The sequence below is a fragment of the Vibrio sp. 378 genome (assembly GCF_033339435.1).
On the sequence record NZ_JAWOUO010000003.1, the window covers coordinates 327,956 to 348,857 of the forward strand.

Consider the following 20,902-nt stretch of genomic DNA (forward strand, 5'->3'; position numbering starts at 1 on the left):
TATAATCTGAACGTACAAATATGTTTAATATAATCAATGCGCTAAGGAGCGGTACATAAATGAAAAATGAAAAACCGTTAATTACACCATTTAGAGCCAACGCCCACTTACTAAAGCTTCTCGGTGATGAACTAATTGGTGATGATCGATTAGCTGTCTTCGAATTAGTAAAAAATGCATACGATGCGAACGCGACTAGTGTCGATGTTACCCTCAACCTAGAGTGCGAGCATCCAAATATAATAATTTGGGATCACTCAGGGTCAGGAATGACCAAAGAAGATATTATTAATAAATGGATGGAAATTGGAACAAACAGCAAGCGCAGTGAAAACAAAGTTAGGACACCACCTCCACTTAGTCGACTACCTTTGGGAGAAAAAGGGGTTGGTCGCCTAGCGGTACATAAGTTGGGCAAACAACTTATAATCAACACAAGAGCTAAAGATTCCACTGAGCATAAAATTACCATCGATTGGCCAAAACTAATCAATGAAGCTGAGTATATTGAAGACACTCGTGTAACCATTACCCCTTTAGATAAGCCCGAGTTTTTTCAATCAGAAACAGGAACGCGCATCGAAATTGGCGATCTCAATAATACGCATTGGACTCGCGGGGATTTAAGACGCCTTAAACGCCTATTAACAAGCCTTATTTCTCCTTTCAAAACTGTCTCGGATTTTGATGTTACTCTAACTGTACCTGGAAGAGAAAAAGACATCTCAGATTTACTTGAAGCCCAAGATATCCTAGATAAAGCTCTATGGACCTATGACTTCATTATTGATGAAAAAGGTAGGTTTTCTTCTAATTATTCATTTACCCCCCCCCAAACATTTAAGGAATTAGCATCGTCATCAATAGAAAAAGACGACGAACAGCTAGAGTTGCTGGAACCAAGTAAAGAAGAAGAACTGGCTCGTGATAAAAAGGTTCGCGAAACATTATTGCTCAAGCCCGAAGATTTGAAAGGAATTGGACCTATTTCAGGTACTTTTTATATCTTTATGAAAACTGGCTCGGTATTGAGCGCAATAGGCTCACCACAATTGATCAAAGAGTACTTGAAGGAACAATCTGGCATACGTGTTTATCGAGATGGCATTCGTGTTTTTAACTATGGTGAAGGTAAAGATGATTGGCTTGGTCTAAATGCTGGTCGAATAAACATGCCTGGTCAGAAAATCGATACCGGTATGGTTATCGGAGGGATAGATTTAAACCTAGAAGACAGCGAAGGTTTAAAAGAGAAAACAAACCGAGAGGGATTCGACGAAAACGATACTTATAAACGTTATCGTTGGATAGTTGCTAGTGTAATTGAAGATTTCCACTTAAAACACAGAAAAGATCGTGAAGCCCTCGATGATTACCTAAAAGGCGATGTTAAAGACGCATCACCTGCTACGACTCGTTTTGCTGAAAGCATCGAAGGTATCAAAAAGGCAATCAAAGCTCATAACCTTGAAGAAGAAATGAGTGGTAAAGTTGCACAGATTGAATCTGATTACCATCAAATGCGCGAAGTGACTTTAAGCTCTGGAATAGCAGGCATTAACTTAGCAGTCATATTCCATGAGGTAGAGAGAGGGGTTGATGACCTGAATGAATCAATTCGACAATCTGACGATTATGAAACACTTCTTAAACGAGCAGAGCACCTCGCAGAACTACTCGAGGGCTTTGCTCCTTTATTACGCCGAAATGAGTTGAAGACATTCAACATAAAAGCACTAACGCAAAAGATAATTAAACTAAATCAGCATCGATTCCAACATCACAACATTGCTATCTCATGCCCTATAAACACAGATGAGTCAGAATCTTTTGAAGTAACTGCTCCATTCGGCTTACTTCAAGCTACTCTCACCAACCTTATTGACAACTCTATACATTGGACAAATTTAAGAGCTGAAAGAGAAGGTGGTGATTTTAAACCAGCTATACGTATAGATAGTCTCCCTAACTGGTTCAAAGAGGGCCCGGCATTGGTTGTAATGGATAACGGGCCTGGATTCAGCTTAACACCAGAAGAAGCAATACAGCCTTTCAAAACCTCTCGACCTGGGGGAATGGGGGTTGGGCTTTACTACTCCGATAAAGTGATGGAGACAATCGGTGGTAGACTTCAAATTTGTGACCCAGAGGATTTAGACCTACCTGAAGCATATCAGGGGGCAGCAGTGGTAATGATTTTTAGCTAGGAAAAAATAAATGATTAGTTTACCAGGCATCGTACTTATAGATGATACAAAAGAAGATTTAGATACACTACAAGAAAGCTTTACTCGAGCTGGCTACCCTTGCTTCCCGATTCATTACCAAGGACAAGATCCGGATAACGAAACTGGAATCGACCATGTAAAATTAGACATGATAAAGCCTCGCGTTATTATTTCTGATCTTAATTTGCAAGAGCTCCAAAAGCTTGATGATAAGCAATTAGCAGGTCCGATTGCCGAGGTGTTAAAAGCTCTTCCAATACAAGGTCCATTTCTTCTTTATTTTTGGTCTCGCAATGCAAGTACTGTTGCTCCCGTCATGGAAGTAATTTATGAACGCTATAAAGACGTTCCTTATCCTATTCATTGGGGAGTGCTTGATAAAACACAATTTAACTCTGGTCAGCAAGGTCTAGATGAAAGAATTAAAGAGCTTTTCAAAGAAAGCGGCATCTTTGATGCTCTATTTAGTTGGGAAAATAGAGTATCTACAGCGGCACAAAATACCACTGATTCTTTATTCAGCTTAGCACGCTGCAGCAAACCAGAGGACTTGCCCGACTTTCAAAGTAAAACAACTGATAAATTACAATCAATGTTAGCAGTGATAGGTAATGAAACTATTGGTGTCAAGAACGCTAAAGATGATCCAGAAATTGCAATCGAATTAGGCCTAGAACCAGTACTTCACGATCATATACAGTCGATGTACCAACATATTGAACGTTCAGTATGGTTGAATGCTGCTGTAGGAATTGGGACTCGCCTTAATGCGGACAAAGATGTTAAAGCGTACCTAAATTCCTTTTATCACGTCGAAACCTTAGATGAAAATGATCCTAAAAATAAACGTGGCAGCTGGATTGAATTTAACGCAGACTATCTTAGTACGCCTGAACATGAAATTAAGTTAACCAAAAACCTTGGTCGGAATATTAAAACTCTAATTAACGAAGAATTTTTAGACTCGGGCCAGGGAACTAAAGCGACTAGAAAAGCTGCGCATGAAGCAACGAAACTGGGGTTCATCGAGCTTTCAGCTGAATGCGACCAAGCTCAGCGAAAAACTAAGTTAAATAGATACTTTCTATCCGCAATGATACCTGTCGAGCATGAGTGCTTTACAAAATTTAGAAACGGTAGTAGCAACACTGCTCATTCAGGAATTTATCGCCTACCTAACATTATGGTGAATGATCAAGAGTATATCGTCAAAGTGAGCTTTATGTATCAAGTTGGCGCCATTCCTGAATTTAACAAATGGCTAGGGAAGCCAGTATTTAGGCTAAAAGATCAGATATTATCAGATATTAGCTTTAAGGCCTCCCAGCATGCAGCGCGCCCTGGAATTATTCGCTTTGACTGAGTAAATCTATTACAACCCTACCAATTTGCTGTGCCAAATAAGGCGGCACAGCATTACCGACTTGAACATACTGTTGTGTTCTATTTCCTTCAAATTTGTAATTATCTGGAAATGTCTGCAAACGAGCTGCTTCACGAACAGTTAAGCTTCTGCACTGCCTAGGGTCATAGTGAATGAAATAATGACCATCTTTGGATATATGGCTAGTGACAGTCGTTGAGCATTTGTTCGCGGCTTGAGTTCGGAATCGATCGGCATGTGCACCCGATGTCCAGTTGTCATGAGCAGGGGCTAAGTCCTCAGGGAAATCACGAGATTTAGGTGATGTGCCTCCTGATAGATGAGTATAGGCAGCACTGTAAGCATAACGAAGCAAGTCACTTTCCATATGACCACGTGTTTCATGGTTTAGAACACAGCTAGGTTCATTTTGACGATACCATGCGATTAGGTGGTCCGGCATTTGAATCGGTTGATTAACAGGTTGAAATGCAGCTCTTGTTAACTTTTTGAACGGGCTCAAATCTAAATTTTTTGCGCCACTAAATTGCTTCTTCAGCAAGCGTTTTACGTGAGTAGCATTTTGTGAAACCACTTTTTCCCAATCACTAGTATCATCCTTACGCTTAGAAAATCCACTTCTAAGCTTGGGTAAATCTGCCAACACTTGTTCCACTGTTACTTGGCTTTTATTTGGAACTAGCGTACTAGGCACTTTGTTAATATCGTCGCGAACCCCTAATAAAATGACTCTATGACGCGCCTGAGGCACCCCATAATCTTCGGCTTTTATAAGGAAGTCGGCAGAATCATAACTTGGATTGTTGGGGTTTTCCGCCTCAACAACAAGCGAATATATCTTATATCCAGCTCCTCGAATGCGAGTCACACGGCCTGGTTTGCGCAGATCTTTTAGAATCTGTGGGAACATCTCTTTGCCATTAACCTTGGCTGAAAGAATACCGCGCACGTTCTCCATAACAAAAACATCGGGCTGAGCAATGGAGAGTACTTCTAAATACTCTTTGTATAAAAAATTTCTATCATCATTTTCAGCTTTGTAGTCCTTAATACCCGCGTTTCGGGAACGTCCAGCTAAGGAGTAAGCTTGGCACGGTGGCCCTCCGATAACTACTTTAGGGCGGTCACCGTGTGACTCGACGAGCTCTTTAATTCTCTGATGAATAACTTGGTTGTCATCACCCAAAGCATGAGGCTTGTACAACGTTTCTTGCTGCGCTTCTTCCGCTTGATTGGGAAATCGTTCAAACAGTTGAGTACGAGAAATAACATCGTTCAGATATTCGTTGTAACTGACTAAGCCTTCTTCTGAATTTTTTATTTTTCGATAGAAAGCGCGCGTGGTAAGAGTTTTATGTGCAGCTGGTTCTTTCTCAACAGATACGCCTATTTTGAATGGGTTAATTCCACTCTCATCTGTAACTGAAGATATACCTTCACCAAGCCCACCGGGGCCAGCAAAAAGATCGATTACAAGAACTTCACCTGCTTCCATTGTTAGTCATTACCATCAAATTAAACGCCAGGCAATCATACCAGGTCGGATCGCCCTGGCAATCTATTTATGATGTTTATTGGCAAATAATTCGCACATGGTCAAGCGCTGTTCGTTTCTTGTAAAACGTCAATCAGATTATGTTCGATTGAGCCGATGTGGAACATTGCATAGCGTAAACCATACGAATAAACTGTATGTACATACAGTGGAGGGCAAATAAAACTATGACAATTAGAAACCTTAAAGACGGCAGTAAAAAACCATGGCTTTGCGAATGCTATCCGCAAGGCAGAACGGGGAAACGCGTTCGTAAACGCTTTGCTACCAAAGGCGAAGCGACTGCTTTTGAATTCCACTTAATGAAAGAAGTGGATGACAAGCCGTGGTTAGGAAGTAAGCCCGATCATCGCAGGCTATCTGATTTAGTGAAGTTGTGGTTTAAGCTGCATGGTAAGAACCTCAAGTCTGGCGATCATACTCGCCTACGTTTAGAAAGCATGGTTTTTGACTTGGGTAATCCGATCGCTTCACAGCTTAACGCAAAGCAACTCGCTACATATCGCTCTAGCCGCTCCAACAAAGGTAGAGGGCAAAAACATAAAGAGCTTTCTATCGCTTCGAACAACGTGGATTTTGGGTTGCTGAAAGCAATGTTCAATAAGTTGATAAGGCTTGGAGAATGGAAACTGCCCAACCCGGTTGATGGTATTGAGGCAATCAAAAAGCCGGAATCCGAACTGGTGTTCTTGACCGAACAAGAAATTCGTCACCTGTTCGACGTGGCACAGGAAAGCCCAGTTGGCGATGAGTTAACGAGGATATATAAAGTTTGCTTAGAGACTGGCGCACGTATCAGAGAAGCGATTTATCTGAAGGGGTCTAACCTGACGAAATACCGCATTACCTACAACAATACCAAAGGTAAGCGAAACAGAACGGTGCCGATTTCTGAAGAGTTGTATAACCAAATCTATAAGCCAACGAATGATCGGCTTTTCACGTGCGGTTATGGTGTGGCTTACAAATGGCTAACGAAAGCCCTGCCCCACTTGCCAGAAGGACAAGCGACTCACGTTTTGCGTCATACGTTCGCGAGTCACTTCATGACGAATGGCGGCAACATTCTTGTGTTAAAGGAAATCCTCGGTCATCAACAAATCGATCACACGATGATTTACGCCCACTTTTCGCCAAACCATTTGAGTGATGCGGTTAGATTCAATCCGCTTGCCTCTCTAGATATCTAGAGTTGGATTGCATTCTGGATATGTACTATCAGCAATCAGACTTTGTCTTTCTGATGACGGATTCGTTAAATGTATTCCCTGAAAAATCACACATGGCAATTAGCCTTGTAACACTACAACCACTACCGATTTCGCCATACATCTCTACCGTTTCACGACTACCAATTAACTGACCATCTGCAGTATTCCAGTTTCGAAGAGCACCTCTTCGGCCATCTGGTGACAACTTTCTCTCTACATCCTTACGACAAGCTTCTTGCAATGAAGCTTTAGATACGGGTAGCTCTATAGCTACTCTATTGACCGCACACTCTCTAGCTGCACGTATCTCCTCCACAACAATTTTTAAGCTTTCGTTATCAGTTAAATCAGCTTGCTTTAGCAAAGATACTGATTGCGTATCTATTTGTTTATTCGCTTCAGCAACAAAATCGAAACCTGGAGTACTAGATGCCCTTTGTATAGATAATTTTAAAATGTCCCGAGCTTGCTGACTAATCCCTAATCCACATAATTTCAATGCTTTATCTTCAGGTGTCTCACTACCAAAATGAAAGGCTGAACAGCCGCTCAAACTAAGTAGTGTAATAATTGTAAGGCTTAAATATTTCAAATCGTATAATCTCTAATTAGTAAAAACGTTTCAAACCTTACATTGTACTCACTGAACAAGTTAAAGCTATGTCTTTATATCAATGACTTACTCACAAGTTCTCTACACTATTAATCGCATTCCACTTACAAATACCACCTTTAATCGTGGCGACAAAATGGCGACAGAGGTCGTCTTTTGTCGTCATTCATCGGTCACAATCATATTGAGCTCATTGCTAGAGTCTTTATATAACAAGGGATAACAAGGCTTATAGGGAATCTGGAGGATTGCGGTACATAATAAAGCTTTATGTTCATTCCACTAACCTAAAAAGAAAAAGGAGCCAGTACGGCTCCTTCGTATTCTATCGCTAAATGTGAGTATTTACGAATTACTCAGCTTGATCTTCAGCGCGCGCTGCTGCTTCTTTGATTAGAGGCTGCAGTTCACCTTTTTGGAACATTTCTAGAATAATGTCACAACCGCCGATAAGCTCACCTTCAACCCATAGTTGAGGGAAAGTTGGCCATTGCGCGTACTTTGGTAACTCAGCACGGATATCTGGGTTTTGCAGAATGTCTACGTAAGCGAACTTCTCACCACATGCCATTAGTGCCTGTGACGCTTGAGAAGAGAAACCACAGCTAGGTAGTTTCGGTGATCCTTTCATGTACAGCAGGATTGAGTTTTCAGAGATCTGCTGTTTGATTTTGTCGATAGTTTCCATCGCTTCCTCATTCATGGGTTTGAACTTTATTTATTTGCCACATTCTACTCAATAACGACAGAATAAAAACCATATAATTAATAAGGCTTAATTTTAGGTTGCTCATTGGCGAGCAATGCAGCACTTCACCACTGCTAACCTCTTAAAATATTTTCATATCGGGGTTTTAATAAAGTAAAAACTTGCTAAAATACTTACCAAGTCAGCCTTAAAGGCGACATAGCTATAAAAAAACACTGGAAGCAATCGAAAGGTCATCCTTTCAAATCAATGGAGAATCGAGTAATGGCATTTGAACTACCAGCTCTTCCTTACGCGAAAGACGCACTAGAACCACACATCTCAGCAGAGACTCTAGACTACCACCACGGTAAGCACCACAACACTTACGTTGTTAAGCTTAACGGTCTTATCCCTGGTACTGAGTTCGAAGGCAAAACTCTAGAAGAGATCATCAAGACTTCTACTGGTGGCGTATTCAACAACGCAGCGCAAATCTGGAACCACACGTTCTACTGGCACTGTCTTGCTCCAAATGCGGGCGGCGAGCCAACTGGCGCAGTTGCAGACGCAATCAACGCAGCATTCGGTTCTTTTGAAGAATTCAAAGCGAAGTTTACTGATTCAGCAATCAACAACTTCGGTTCTTCATGGACTTGGCTGGTTAAGAAAGCTGATGGCTCTCTAGAGATCGTTAACACTTCTAACGCTGCTACTCCTCTAACAGAAGAAGGTACAACACCACTTCTAACTGTTGACCTATGGGAACACGCGTACTACATCGATTACCGCAACGTACGTCCTGATTACATGAACGGCTTCTGGGCTCTAGTAAACTGGGACTTCGTAGCTGAGAACCTAGCGAAGTAATATACTTCCCCCTAAGTTCAATTTAGTCTTATTCAAAAGCTCGCTATTTAGCGGGCTTTTTTTTTCGCCTTCCCTAGCACCTTTAAATAATTCCCTCTTTTACTAAAGTTCTTCTTATCCACGCCGTTAAAAGAGCATCGAGCGAGGAACATCATGCAAATTCATACGTTAGACAAAGCTGCAATTATCAACGAACTTCAGTTCGGTAATGGTATTAACCATGCCGTACACGAAGGTCGTCGTGCGGATTTCTCGCTGATTCTGTCTATGTTCTCTAATGATGTTCGCGATGTGGTCCCAGTTGAAGAGGTCCAGGAAGTCATCACCAGTGACAGTATTCTTCGCCAACAATTGGGTTTATCGCAACCTCAAGCTCTTCGTTCTGATAGCAGCAGCTATGAACTCGCAGCTGAACAAGCGAAACAGTTTCACGATGCAGGATTGCCTTCCGCAAAGCTGAGCCATTACCTAAAACCAGATGCGCTGACTTACCTGCCTGAAGACACATTCAACCTACCAGAGGAGGTTTATCACAACCTATCTGGTCATGAGCGACGCAGATTGGGCGAACGCAACAAACAACTGATCCCAGATGCTGGGCTATATAATCAGCTAGTGACGGCTCAACGTCAGCATCAAATTCAAGCTAAAGCATAGAGATCCGCTTTTTATCCAATAGCTTGCAATACCTACACGTCAGAAATGTGACGTCTTACAAATTACCGCACAATAGTCCTCACTCGAAAGCGTTAGTTTGAAGCCTTTCACACTGAACTCAACGAATTTCAACCATGCTATTAGCACAAACCACTGGTGTATTGTTTTTCACATATGGATACAGTGAAGGTGCTATGGATATCAAAGAATCAATTATTCTCGTCACGTCTGCAGGTTCGGTTATAGGAAGAACCTGTGCAAATCACTTTGCTCACCTTGGAGCAACGTTGATTCTTTGTGACCAAAATTCTAGCGCTTTGAGAGCGAGCTATGAGCAAATCAGCGCTTTCACTGACAAAGTGTATGCGATGAATGTGTGTAGTGATAACACAACGTCCATTAACTTATTGTTTGACCAGATAGAATCACAGCTACGTGCGACACCAGATGTGATTGTTAATTGCTGGACCAGCTCTCCTATGCCTGGCTTAATGGCGCCAGAACCAATGAGTACTTACATTGATCACTTGTCGTCTGCGGCACGCTTCCTTTATACCTACGGCCAAGTAGGAGCAGAGCGCTTTCGAGCCAGAAACAAGAAAGGCGTCATTGTTAACGTCATTTCTCATGACAACCATGAAGACTTTACGGGAGTTGAAAGCATGGCGGCGTTGGTGTCAGGTTTTACTCACAGCTGGGCAAAAGAACTCACACCATTCAACATTCGAGTGGGCGGCGTTATTCCCTCGGTAAATCATACAAAAGAAGAGCTCAACGAGAGGCACTGGGCTGAGATCCAAGACGAACTAGTCCGCAACACAGCATACATCGTCGCGAATGAATACTTCAGTGGCCGAGTAGTTGCGACCGAAGTGTAAGCATACACAGCAACTCTGTTTTCCCAAGCCAGATGTAACTCCTGAACCAAAATAAAAAAAGCCCCAGTCATTTGACTGGGGCTTTAACCTTTTCCCGATTAAGGTTCCGTGCTAGCGAAAACCTTGCTCACTCGATTTTTTAATTACGCGTCAGCTTTTTCTTTCTTTGCTTTAGGTGCTGCTTTTGCTGCTTCTTGGTCTGCTTTCTTCTTGATAACAGTTGTACCTTCGAAAGTTTCGCCTTCAACAAATGCTTTACCGTAGTAAGAAGCCATCAATACATCTTTAAGTTCGCTGATTAGAGGGTAACGTGGGTTCGCACCAGTACATTGGTCATCGAACGCTTCTACCGCTAGCTCATCCAGTTTCGCTACGAAATCTGATTCAGCAACACCTGCCGCTTGGATAGACATTGGGATGTCTAGGTTAACTTTTAGTTCATCCAACCATGCTAGTAGACGTTCTATCTTCTGAGCAGTACGGTCACCTTCTTGGCTTAGGCCTAGGTGGTCAGCAACTTCAGCGTAACGACGACGTGCTTGTGGACGGTCGTATTGAGAGAACGCAGTTTGTTTAGTTGGATTGTCGTTCGCGTTGTAACGTACCACGTTAGAGATAAGTAGTGCGTTAGCTAGGCCGTGTGGCAAGTGGAACTCAGCACCCAGTTTGTGAGCCATTGAGTGACAAACACCTAGGAATGCGTTCGCAAATGCAACACCAGCGATAGTAGCTGCGTTGTGTACTTTCTCACGAGCGATTGGGTCATTTGCACCGTTCGCATAGCTTGATGGTAGATACTCTTTTAGCATCTTAAGTGCTTGAAGAGCTTGGCCATCTGAGTATTCGTTAGCAAGAACAGAAACGTAAGCTTCTAGAGCGTGAGTTACTGCATCGTAACCACCAAATGCTGTTAGAGACTTAGGCATGTTCATTACTAGGTTCGCATCAACGATTGCCATGTTTGGCGTGATTTCGTAGTCAGCTAGTGGGTATTTAGCACCAGTCTTGTCGTCAGTAACAACCGCGAATGGAGTAACTTCTGAGCCAGTACCTGAAGTTGTAGTGATACATACAAGCTCAGCTTTTTTACCCATTTTAGGGAACTTGTAGATACGTTTACGGATGTCCATAAAGCGCATTGCTAGTTCTTCAAAGTGAGTTTCTGGGTGTTCGTACATTACCCACATGATTTTCGCTGCATCCATTGGTGAACCACCGCCTAGCGCTAGGATAACGTCAGGTTGGTAGCTAGCCATTTGAGCCGCACCTTTTTCTACTACAGACAGTGTTGGGTCAGCTTCAACATCGAAGAATGTTTGAACTTCCATGCCTTGAGCTTTCAGTAGGCTTACTACGTCATCTGCGTAACCGTTGTTGAATAGGAAACGGTCAGTTACTAGGAATGCACGTTTCTTACCTTCTAGGTCGCCAAGCGCGATTGGAAGGCTACCACGACGGAAGTAGATTGACTTAGGTAGTTTATGCCACAACATGTTTTCAGCTCGCTTCGCTACAGTTTTCTTGTTGATTAGGTGTTTAGGACCTACGTTCTCAGAGATAGAGTTACCACCCCAAGAACCACAACCTAGCGTTAGAGATGGCGCAACGTTGAAGTTGTACAAGTCGCCGATACCACCGTGAGTAGTCGGGATGTTGATTAGGATACGAGCTGTCTTCATCTTGTCACCGAAGTAACGGATACGATCAGCGTTAGTATCTTGGTTAGTGTAAAGACCAGATGTGTGGCCGATACCACCAATCTCAACCATAGTTACCGCTTGAGCAACCGCGTCTTCAAAGTTGTCAGCACGGAATAGACCTAGAGTTGGAGATAGTTTCTCGTGAGCGAATGCGTCATCGTGAGATACTTTACCCAGACCTTCACCAACAAGAACTTTAGTGTCTGCTGGAACTTTAACGCCTGCCATTTCAGCGATTGCTGCTGCTGGCTGACCTACGATTTTCGCGTTTAGCGCGCCATCGATAAGAAGCACTTTACGAACTTTATCAGCTTCTGCTTTGCTTAGGACATACGCTTTGTGAGAAGCAAAACGCTCTTTCACTTCGTCGTATACTTCGTCAACTACGATTGCAGCCTGCTCAGAAGCACATACTACACCGTTGTCGAAAGTCTTAGACATAAGGATAGAAGCAACAGCACGTTTGATGTCTGCTGTTTCATCGATAACAACAGGAACGTTACCTGCACCTACACCGATTGCTGGCTTACCAGAAGAGTAAGCGGCTTTAACCATGCCTGGACCACCAGTTGCAAGGATAAGCGCGATGTCATCGTGTTTCATTAGAGCGTTTGAAAGCTCAACAGAAGGCTGGTCGATCCAACCGATGATGTCTTTTGGTGCGCCTGCTGCTACTGCTGCATCTAGAACGAGTTTAGCTGCATCGTTAGTTGAGTTTTTCGCACGTGGGTGTGGTGAGAAGATGATACCGTTACGAGTCTTCAAAGAGATTAGAGATTTGAAGATCGCTGTGGAAGTTGGGTTAGTCGTTGGTACGATACCGCAGATGATGCCTACAGGCTCAGCGATAGTCATAGTACCTAGGTTGTCATCCTCTTCTAAGATGCCACACGTTTGTTCGTCTTTGTATTTGTTGTAGATAAACTCAGAAGCGAAGTGGTTCTTGATTACTTTATCTTCAACAATACCCATACCAGATTCTTCTACCGCTTGTTGAGCTAGCGGGATACGGGCCTGGTTAGCTGCAAGCGATGCTGCACGAAAGATTTTATCTACTTGCTCTTGAGAGTAAGTAGCGAACTCTTCTTGCGCTTTCTTAACGCGAGCAACCATTGCATCTAGTTCAGCCATATTAGTTACAGGCATAGGGAATCTCCTAAAATTAACAAATATTAAAAACTTTTTACTAAGGCTATTACTTATCGTTTTTACTGTTTATCAGTCACTTAGAAAACAAACGTCTTAGTAAATTGCTTTCAGGACTGAGTATAATATTTCAGAGTGTGAAAAAAATTGACTTGGATCAGTTCTCACCACCTAAATACTACCAAAGTGGTGCCTCATCACACCAAAATGACATAAATCACTGATAAACCAATAAATTAACTCTCATTTTTTATTGAGTAAAAAAGAAGCAAATGGACAAATAAATAAAAGAAACTACAACAACCTGTAAAAAAGTTTCATTTTTGACCAACAAAATTACATGTAGGCCCAATTCTTTGTGCTACTGAGAGTATATCGAACCGAATACATCTCTCTACAAACCACCTTGGTTTTTATCAAAAATGTGCGAATGTTAACGTTTATATAAAACAGTGCAATTTATCAGCAACTTTATACGTAACATTTCCTTTCCAGATTAGATACAGTTTATTAAAGAATTAGTTTTTCTCAGTTAAATGGCAGGGAATGCGTTAGTTTTTTTCATTTCTTACAACCTAACTTTTGCCTTACATTACGCCCAAATTACCCCTTCTCCTTTTTACTAATGTGAACTTTGATGAGTACGCAACATGCAAACTTTTGAACTTGCTATCTTCTTGCAGTTTTTTCTCGGTTTGGTCGCCGCAGTAAACCCTGTTGGTATCATGCCTGTGTTTGTGTCACTAACCGGGCATATGACACCCGACGAAAAGCGCAATACGGCAACAACAGCAAATGTGGCTGTTGCGATCATCCTGATCATTTCGCTTTTTGCTGGTCAGTTACTGTTAGACATGTTCAGTATTTCTCTGGATTCGTTTCGTGTCGCTGGCGGGTTGCTATTACTTAGCATCGCATTCTCGATGATGAGCGGTAAACTGGGGGAAGATAAGCAGAACAAACAAGAGAAAACGGAATACGTCAGTCGTGAACAGATTGGTGTGGTCCCTCTTGCAATGCCTTTAATGGCAGGTCCTGGTGCAATCAGTTCGACTATTGTTTATGGTGCACGCTACCCAAGCATGTTCGATACCGTGGGCATTAGTATTACGATTGGTTTGTTCTGCCTTTGTTCATGGCTATTATTCCGTTCTGCCCCATTGATCGTACGATTTCTAGGTCAAACTGGAATCAACGTCATTACTCGTATCATGGGTTTGATATTGGGCGCGCTTGGCATAGAGTTCATTGCGAATGGCTTACGCAACTTATTTCCAGGATTAGCCTGAGTTTCTATAAAATTGTATGATAGAGCGATTCAACAATGGATCGCTTTGTCATGACGACTGACTCTCTTAAACATACTCTATATGTCACCATTTTTGGTACTCATACCAAAGCTGGTAAAACGTTCGATATTGCTCTCATTATCGCGATCATCAGTTCGTTAATCGTACTGGTGTTAGATTCGATACCCTCCGTTCGGGCCGAGTGGGAAAAAGAGCTGAAGTTTATTGAATACACATTTACTGGCCTATTCACGATTGAATACCTTCTAAGGCTTTATTGCTCTCCTAAACCTGCCGCCTACGCAAAGAGTTTTTATGGTGTCGTCGATTTACTTGCGATTTTGCCCACCTATTTAGCACTCTTCTTCCCATCCGCTTCGTTTATGGGTGTGATCAGGGCGCTGCGAGTGATGCGAATATTCCGCATACTCAAGTTAGTCCGATACCTCCAAGAGTCCAATATCCTCTTACGTTCACTGCTTATGGCGCGCAGAAAGATTTTTATCTTCTTTAGTTCCGTCGCCATTATGGTAACGATTTTCGGCTCGTTGATTTTTATCATTGAAGGACCTGAAAACGGATTTACTAGCATTCCTAAAAGTATTTATTGGGCGATCGTGACCATCACAACGGTTGGGTATGGCGACTTGGTCCCCCAAACAGACCTAGGTAAAGGGCTTGCATCACTCACCATGTTACTGGGTTATTCCATTTTGGCGGTACCTACAGGTATTTTCACTGCCGAACTGCACCAAGAGATGCAATCGCACAAAGTATTGGTGAAATGCCCAAACTGCTCCCACGCAGGGCACGACTCTGACGCAATTTACTGTAAACATTGTGGTAGTGAACTGGCCGATCCAGACAAAAGAGTCGTTCGAACGGAAGACGACGCATGAAAAAAGAGCTCCCTAAGGAGCTCTTTTATTTTGTCATCAAATAAAGGATTGATGTGATTATGCTTTCTCAGACAGAATAATTCGCAGAGTACGACGCAATGGCTCCGCAGCACCCCAAAGCAGTTGGTCACCAACAGTGAAAGCATTTAGGAAATCATCACCCATTGCCATCTTACGTAGACGACCCACTGGTACAGACATTGTGCCCGTAACTTTTGCCGGCGTTAGCTCTTGAGCAGTGATGTCACGGTCGTTAGGTATCACTTTCACCCAATCGTTATGAGTGGCGATGATTTCTTCGATTTCGTCCATTGGTACATTTTGTTTAAGCTTGATAGTAAGTGCTTGAGAGTGACAACGCATCGCGCCAATACGCACACAAGTACCGTCAATTGGAACAGGTGAACTTTGAGAACCCAAAATTTTATTCGCCTCAGCGCCCGCTTTCCACTCTTCTTTACTCTGACCATTATCGCGCTTCACATCGATCCATGGGATCAACGAACCAGCTAGTGGCACACCGAATTTATCGGTAGGGAAAGAGCCGCTGCGCATTGTATCCGCAACTTTCTTATCAATATCTAGGATAGAGCTTGATGGGTTTGCAAGTTCAGAGCTCACAGAGTCATTGATAACGCCCATTTGCGAGATCAACTCACGCATATTTTGCGCACCAGCACCAGATGCGGCTTGATAAGTCATTGCGCTTGTCCACTCAACAAGGCCTTTCTCAAATAGACCACCTAGCCCCATTAGCATTAAACTAACCGTACAGTTACCACCGACAAATGTGTTCGTGCCACCGTGGATGCCTTGTTGGATTTGCTTTAAGTTCACTGGATCAAGTGTGATGATCGAATCTTCAGCCATACGTAGCGTAGAGGCCGCATCAATCCAGTAGCCCTTCCAACCAGCCTGACGAAGTGCAGGGAAAACTTTTTCTGTGTAGCTACCACCTTGACAGGTGATTACCGCATCAAGCTGTTTTAAGCTTTCAATATCATACGCGTCTTGCAGTAAGCCTGCGTCTTTTCCTAAGTTAGGAGCAGGAATACCAACTTGAGAAGTACTGTAGAATACTGGTTCGATTAGGTCGAAGTCTTTCTCTTCAACCATACGCTGCATAAGGACTGAACCAACCATACCGCGCCAACCAACTAAACCAACTCTCATCGTATTAACTCTCCATGTATTAAAAAACCTACCCCATAGTTAATTTTTCACAGCAAAATCTCAACCCCTATTTTGTAAATAAGCGCGTTTTTTAACCTTTTCCTCTGAAAAACCGGGTTACACGAGATTTTTTAGTGTTTGGTTTGCGGTTTTAACCATTTTTCAAGTAGGGAAAGCACTTTAGCCCCCTAATTGGTCTTACCACTCAATGAGAAAATAACACATGAAGCACAATAATTTCACATTACACAACATTTAAAACCAAAAAAGTTAAAACAAACTAACAGTTAATTTCACAAGCAAACGTTTTTACCGACGAACATCAAGATAAAACACCAAATGTTCGAAATATAATTTTTGTTAATGTATGTTATGCGCGATTACAACAAGGAGCGCCTTCCTCTATTGCTCCAAGATTGACAGAGGCACATATGAAGCAAGTTACACCACGCCTACCAAGCTTGATACAGGTATTTATCTCGCTCGGTTTATTTCTCCTGCTGGCATTTTCGTTCACAGCCAAGCTAGACCTACCGATTCAGCTAGCGCTATACATCGGTTGGTTCATTGTCATGATATTGGGCATAAAGCTTGGCCATCAGTATAAAGATCTGGAAAAAGCAGCACTAAATGGCATTTCCAATGGACTTGGAGCCGTTTTAATCCTTTTGGCCGTTGGCGCGCTTGTAGGTACTTGGATCTCTGGTGGTATTGTTCCAACCATTATTTACTACGGCCTTAAAGCAATCCACCCTTCCATCTTTTTGCTCGCGACCATGATCATCTGTTCATTGACTGCGCTAGCGACTGGCACATCTTGGGGTGCGGCTGGCACGGCAGGTATTGCAATGATGGGCATCGGTCAAGGTCTTGGTGTTCCTGCGCCAATCACTGCAGGTGCCGTACTTTCAGGCTGTTACTTTGGTGACAAAATGTCGCCTCTATCGGATTCAGTAATCCTTGCTTCATCTATGTCTAACGTTGAAGTGATGGAACATATTAAAGGCATGTTGCCGATAGCACTCATTAGCTACATTATTACAGGCATTATGTTTACTGCATTTGGCTTCCACTACGCAGGTCAAGTTGACATGAGCCAGGTAGACTCTGTCATTAAAGCGATGGAACAGCAGTTCTACATCACCCCTTACTCATTTGTTCCTGTGATCATCGTATTGTCACTTCTAGCGATGCGTATGCCTTCATTCCCAGTGATCAGTTTTGGTTCTCTGCTAGGTATTATTTGGGCAGTGATGATCCAAGATGTCGATTTCCTAACCGCGTTCAACACGGCTTGGGCTCCGTTTGCAATCTCATCTGGCGTAGATTTCATTGACTCAATCCTTAACCGTGGCGGCATGTCTTCAATGCTTGGGTCGGTAGCGGTTATCGTATTCGGCCTTGGTTTTGGCGGTCTACTAGATAAAGTAGGCGTGCTAGAGACTATCGCGAAGCTGTTTGAAAAACGCGTTCAAAGTGCAGGTTCATTGGCAACAAGCACAATTGGTACGGCCTTTATGGGCAACGTATTTGGTTCAGCGATGTACGTTTCACTTATTCTGACCCCAAAAATCTGTGCGAAGAACTATGACCGTCTAGGCTACAAACGTAAGAATTTGTCTCGTAACGCAGAATTTGGCGGCACGCTAACCTCAGGTATGGTCCCTTGGAGTGACAACGGTATCTACATGGCCAGTATTTTGGGTGTTGCTACACTGTCTTATGCCCCGTTCATGTGGCTGAGTTTTGTATGTATCATCGTAACGATCTTCACTTCTTACATGGGTTGGTTTGTTGATAAGTGCGAACCAACAGCAGAAGCAGTTGAAGAAGCTGAAGGCGAATTGAAGCAGCAAACCGCTTAACTTCGTAGAGATAGGAAGAACCTCCCTTCCGAATTCAATACTAAAAAAGAGCGCTTTAAAGCGCTCTTTTTTTATTTCCAAAGCAAATCGTTAGCTTTGTTTTACTGGCGTTTTTACGGCTGCACGCTTCCCAAACCAATAGCCCAAGCCAAGCGGTGCAAAGAATATAACGGCAATGAACAGAATAAAGTAGATGATGGTACTTTTGACAAGTTCAATCAGCTTAGTCATTGCGAGATTCACAACCTCTTGCGACACTCGATCCATATCTTGAGCAAACTTCTCGCGCTCATGGGTAATGATCTGTGCGATTTCTTGACGTTCTCTGGCAACCATCAGCTCTATAGCTTGGCGTTCTTCACCCAACTGAGATAAACGCGCCTCCGTCCTTTGATCGATATCGTCAACCAAAGGTTGTAACTCCAGCGCCATTTGTTCTGCCAAATAACGCATGTACTCTGGGTTGTTATCGATAAAATCCCTCATCGAATCAGCGGTAACTTGCAAACTATTGAGCGCCGCATTGACTTTTTCGATACTGGCAGAGCTATTCAAGGCCAACAACTGCGCTTTCCACGTCATAATTTTTGGTGTCTGTTCTGATACCAGACTTAGACGATCAGAGACATCCCCAAGTGCTTCTGGCATCGTGCCTAGCGTTGTAACGGCTTCCTCTTCGCTAATTTGGTTTGCATCTAACCACCCACGGTAAGCCGGAGTCCTAATCATGCTTAAATCAGCGAATGGATGCTGCTTGGCGAACTCTGCAACAAACGTTTGTGTCTTGATGTATGCTTCTTTCTTCAATAAAGATTGAGCCAGTTTATCTACCTCTTTCGCTAAATAAACGGAAACTAACTTGGCCTCATCAGACGCAAAGAGCTCATTACCAGAAGCGGTAGTAAAAAACTGTTCCATTTGTAGCGTGAAAGTCCATGTATCAATCAGTGCAGCCATTGGGGACACTTGGTATGCAGAAGCTTGGATGCCTTCTTCAGCATTTATCTTCCAAAGTAAAATATAAGATTGATGAACTTTATCATGAGGCTCATATTGTTCGTGTAGTGCGTCTGCTGCTTGCTCAACCTGAGCAAAAAACTGCTGCGCATACTCACGAGTTAAAAGACGCATATTGAGCTCTTGTTTGGTAAGAGGGACGGTTTGACTCTCGATCTTGACTTCGAGTAGGGAGCACCCTGAAAGCATCATAACCAGCCCTATCAACATCATTGAAGACATTCGGCGAACGGACATGAAAACACCTTTAACAAATTGTATAGAACAGGAATAAAGCGAACTAAGTCATATAGTTCGAGCCTTTATTACCTCAACTCTTATGACATTAAGTCAGAGCAATATCAATCTGTTAGCGCTTCTGTTATCTTTTTACTATTGAGAACATTATTAGCAAAAAGTATGGTTTGTTTTAGGACATCATCTAAACATGCCAACTTCTCTTCCGGCACTTTTTGCCCTTGTTTAATCAACAGTTCAATATCACCCGAAATACAGTGCAATGGCATTGCACCTAAACTCCCTGAGACCCCTTTAAGACTGTGTGCGGCTCTTTGCGCTTGCTCTTTATCCTCTTCTAACAGCTGATACATTTTAGTGCCATCGCCAGAGTGATCCTGAATAAAGACCTCCAGTAACATCCGCACAGCGCCCTCGTCACCAGACAGAGAATCTAACATTTTATTGATATCTATGTACGGCTCACGTTCCACTACTTCCACTTGTGATGAATTCACCTCATTACAACTTTCTTCGTTCATTTGGACGTTTTGAAAATTTTCTGACTGAGCTGAGGGAACAGCGTTAGCTCCATTTTCATCATCGCCAACTTGCTCTGACTTTTTATCATCGGTTCTGGGTAGTGGTATCGGTTGAATCGTTTTTGGGGAGAAGGCTCCCCATGAAATGAGGAAAAGGAGCAAACCACTGATTACAGACAACCAAACAATAAAAGTCATTAGCTTCTGTTCCAACTGATCATTTATCGAAGTTAACTGGTTCGGGAAATCTGGATTAAGCAGGTGATTGGATAAATAACTGCCCTGTGCCTGAGCAGATAGTGCGCTTGAGGTTTGAGCAAGCTGGCGCTGAAGAGCGCTTCGCTCTTCGGGAGAGAGCGTCTCTGATTCAATAAAAAGTCGGTCTAAGTCACGGTAAGTATCGCTATTCGTTGCAGAGTCACTAAAGACAGACTCAAAAACAAGCGCACCTAAGCGATAGTACATTGCCTGAATTTGCTCAGAGTTTTCTGTTCGAGCACGGCTGCTTCGTAACTGTTCTGCTAACGAAACCAATTCACTGTCACTTCTCACAAAAGCTCGAGCACTTTCTAAAAATCGGTCGGTCGTATAAAGCAATTGAGTGATGTCTGGTGTGATTTTCCCTTCAGAAAACTCACTTTCAAGCTGTAAGCGAACTGCATAAGCCAACTGAAGTTTCAGTGAAATTTGGTCGACGTGTTTAACACGGTAAGGCAGATCGAAGTTAAAAAAGTGCCTGACTTCTTCAACTTTACTTCCTAACTCATTTACAGTCGAAATCGTTTGAATCGTTTGTTTGGCTTGCAGCCAAATGCCAAGTGCTAAAACACACCACAAAACGAACCAGAACCAAACAAACCGCCGTATTCCTTCTTTTAGCTTCAGCAACACTTGCCCCTCGCATATCTCCATTAATTACAAGCATATACTATGGATGTTTCTTATTCACATAAAAAAAGAGAGCCGTTTGC

The 20,902-nt window shown here is 42.7% G+C and carries 16 protein-coding genes; 9 read left to right on the top strand and 7 right to left on the bottom strand.

Features of this window, described 5'->3' with window-relative positions:
* Nucleotides 1-59: 59 nt before the first annotated feature.
* Nucleotides 60-2,207 (top strand): ATP-binding protein, encoded by a 2,148-nt coding sequence (locus R7Q48_RS08050; RefSeq protein ID WP_318132244.1) that lies wholly within the window; start codon nucleotides 60-62, stop codon nucleotides 2,205-2,207.
* Between the two features lie 10 nt (nucleotides 2,208-2,217).
* On the top strand, nucleotides 2,218-3,591 hold the full coding sequence (locus R7Q48_RS08055) for a hypothetical protein (protein WP_318132245.1): 1,374 nt from the start codon (nucleotides 2,218-2,220) through the stop codon (nucleotides 3,589-3,591).
* On the opposite strand, the gene R7Q48_RS08060 is transcribed toward R7Q48_RS08055, so the two are convergent.
* A complete protein-coding gene (locus R7Q48_RS08060; protein ID WP_318132246.1) occupies nucleotides 3,575-5,107 on the bottom strand; it encodes a DNA (cytosine-5-)-methyltransferase in 1,533 nt (510 codons plus the stop codon). The genes R7Q48_RS08055 and R7Q48_RS08060 overlap by 17 nt on opposite strands.
* Nucleotides 5,108-5,334: 227 nt before the next feature.
* Between R7Q48_RS08060 and R7Q48_RS08065 the strand changes: the two genes are divergently transcribed.
* Nucleotides 5,335-6,357, top strand: a complete 1,023-nt coding sequence (locus tag R7Q48_RS08065; RefSeq protein ID WP_318132247.1) for a tyrosine-type recombinase/integrase — start codon at nucleotides 5,335-5,337, stop codon at nucleotides 6,355-6,357.
* 28 nt (nucleotides 6,358-6,385) lie between these two features.
* On the opposite strand, the gene R7Q48_RS08070 is transcribed toward R7Q48_RS08065, so the two are convergent.
* On the bottom strand, nucleotides 6,386-6,970 hold the full coding sequence (locus R7Q48_RS08070; RefSeq protein ID WP_318132248.1) for a hypothetical protein: 585 nt from the start codon (nucleotides 6,968-6,970) through the stop codon (nucleotides 6,386-6,388).
* Between the two features lie 373 nt (nucleotides 6,971-7,343).
* Nucleotides 7,344-7,679, bottom strand: coding sequence for a Grx4 family monothiol glutaredoxin (locus R7Q48_RS08075; protein WP_017635833.1), 336 nt, complete (start codon nucleotides 7,677-7,679; stop codon nucleotides 7,344-7,346).
* A 285-nt stretch (nucleotides 7,680-7,964) separates the two neighbouring features.
* On the opposite strand from R7Q48_RS08075, the gene sodB reads away from it, so the two are divergent.
* The 3 genes from sodB (at nucleotide 7,965) to R7Q48_RS08090 (ending at nucleotide 10,084) form a co-directional block, all read left to right on the top strand.
* Nucleotides 7,965-8,549, top strand: a complete 585-nt coding sequence (sodB, locus tag R7Q48_RS08080; RefSeq protein WP_005396533.1) for a superoxide dismutase [Fe] — start codon at nucleotides 7,965-7,967, stop codon at nucleotides 8,547-8,549.
* 153 nt (nucleotides 8,550-8,702) lie between these two features.
* On the top strand, nucleotides 8,703-9,206 hold the full coding sequence (locus R7Q48_RS08085) for a VC2046/SO_2500 family protein (protein ID WP_033907342.1): 504 nt from the start codon (nucleotides 8,703-8,705) through the stop codon (nucleotides 9,204-9,206).
* A 134-nt stretch (nucleotides 9,207-9,340) separates the two neighbouring features.
* Nucleotides 9,341-10,084, top strand: coding sequence for an SDR family oxidoreductase (locus R7Q48_RS08090; protein WP_005380732.1), 744 nt, complete (start codon nucleotides 9,341-9,343; stop codon nucleotides 10,082-10,084).
* Nucleotides 10,085-10,227: 143 nt separating this feature from the next.
* On the opposite strand, the gene adhE is transcribed toward R7Q48_RS08090, so the two are convergent.
* Nucleotides 10,228-12,930: a bifunctional acetaldehyde-CoA/alcohol dehydrogenase gene (adhE, locus tag R7Q48_RS08095; RefSeq protein WP_005380731.1), complete on the bottom strand. Its 2,703-nt coding sequence runs from the start codon at nucleotides 12,928-12,930 to the stop codon at nucleotides 10,228-10,230.
* 650 nt (nucleotides 12,931-13,580) lie between these two features.
* Here adhE and R7Q48_RS08100 point away from each other — a divergent pair.
* Both R7Q48_RS08100 and R7Q48_RS08105 read left to right on the top strand, forming a co-directional pair.
* Nucleotides 13,581-14,219, top strand: coding sequence for a YchE family NAAT transporter (locus tag R7Q48_RS08100; RefSeq protein WP_005380729.1), 639 nt, complete (start codon nucleotides 13,581-13,583; stop codon nucleotides 14,217-14,219).
* Nucleotides 14,220-14,254: 35 nt separating this feature from the next.
* A complete protein-coding gene (locus R7Q48_RS08105; RefSeq protein WP_005380728.1) occupies nucleotides 14,255-15,118 on the top strand; it encodes an ion transporter in 864 nt (287 codons plus the stop codon).
* 57 nt (nucleotides 15,119-15,175) lie between these two features.
* Here the strand turns inward: R7Q48_RS08105 and asd are convergent, their stop codons facing one another.
* Entirely contained in the window at nucleotides 15,176-16,291 is a 1,116-nt protein-coding gene (gene asd, locus R7Q48_RS08110) for an aspartate-semialdehyde dehydrogenase (protein WP_005380727.1), read from the bottom strand.
* Nucleotides 16,292-16,722: 431 nt separating this feature from the next.
* Between asd and nhaC the strand changes: the two genes are divergently transcribed.
* Nucleotides 16,723-18,156 (top strand): Na+/H+ antiporter NhaC, encoded by a 1,434-nt coding sequence (gene nhaC / locus R7Q48_RS08115; protein WP_005380726.1) that lies wholly within the window; start codon nucleotides 16,723-16,725, stop codon nucleotides 18,154-18,156.
* A gap of 90 nt (nucleotides 18,157-18,246) precedes the next feature.
* Here nhaC and R7Q48_RS08120 read toward each other — a convergent pair whose 3' ends face one another.
* Complete coding sequence (locus R7Q48_RS08120) at nucleotides 18,247-19,410, bottom strand: chemotaxis protein (protein ID WP_213911059.1); 1,164 nt, start codon at nucleotides 19,408-19,410, stop codon at nucleotides 18,247-18,249.
* A gap of 104 nt (nucleotides 19,411-19,514) precedes the next feature.
* Nucleotides 19,515-20,843 carry an Hpt domain-containing protein gene (locus R7Q48_RS08125; protein WP_213987310.1) on the bottom strand — a complete coding sequence of 443 codons (1,329 nt, stop codon included), beginning with the start codon at nucleotides 20,841-20,843 and terminating at the stop codon, nucleotides 19,515-19,517.
* Nucleotides 20,844-20,902: the final 59 nt, after the last annotated feature.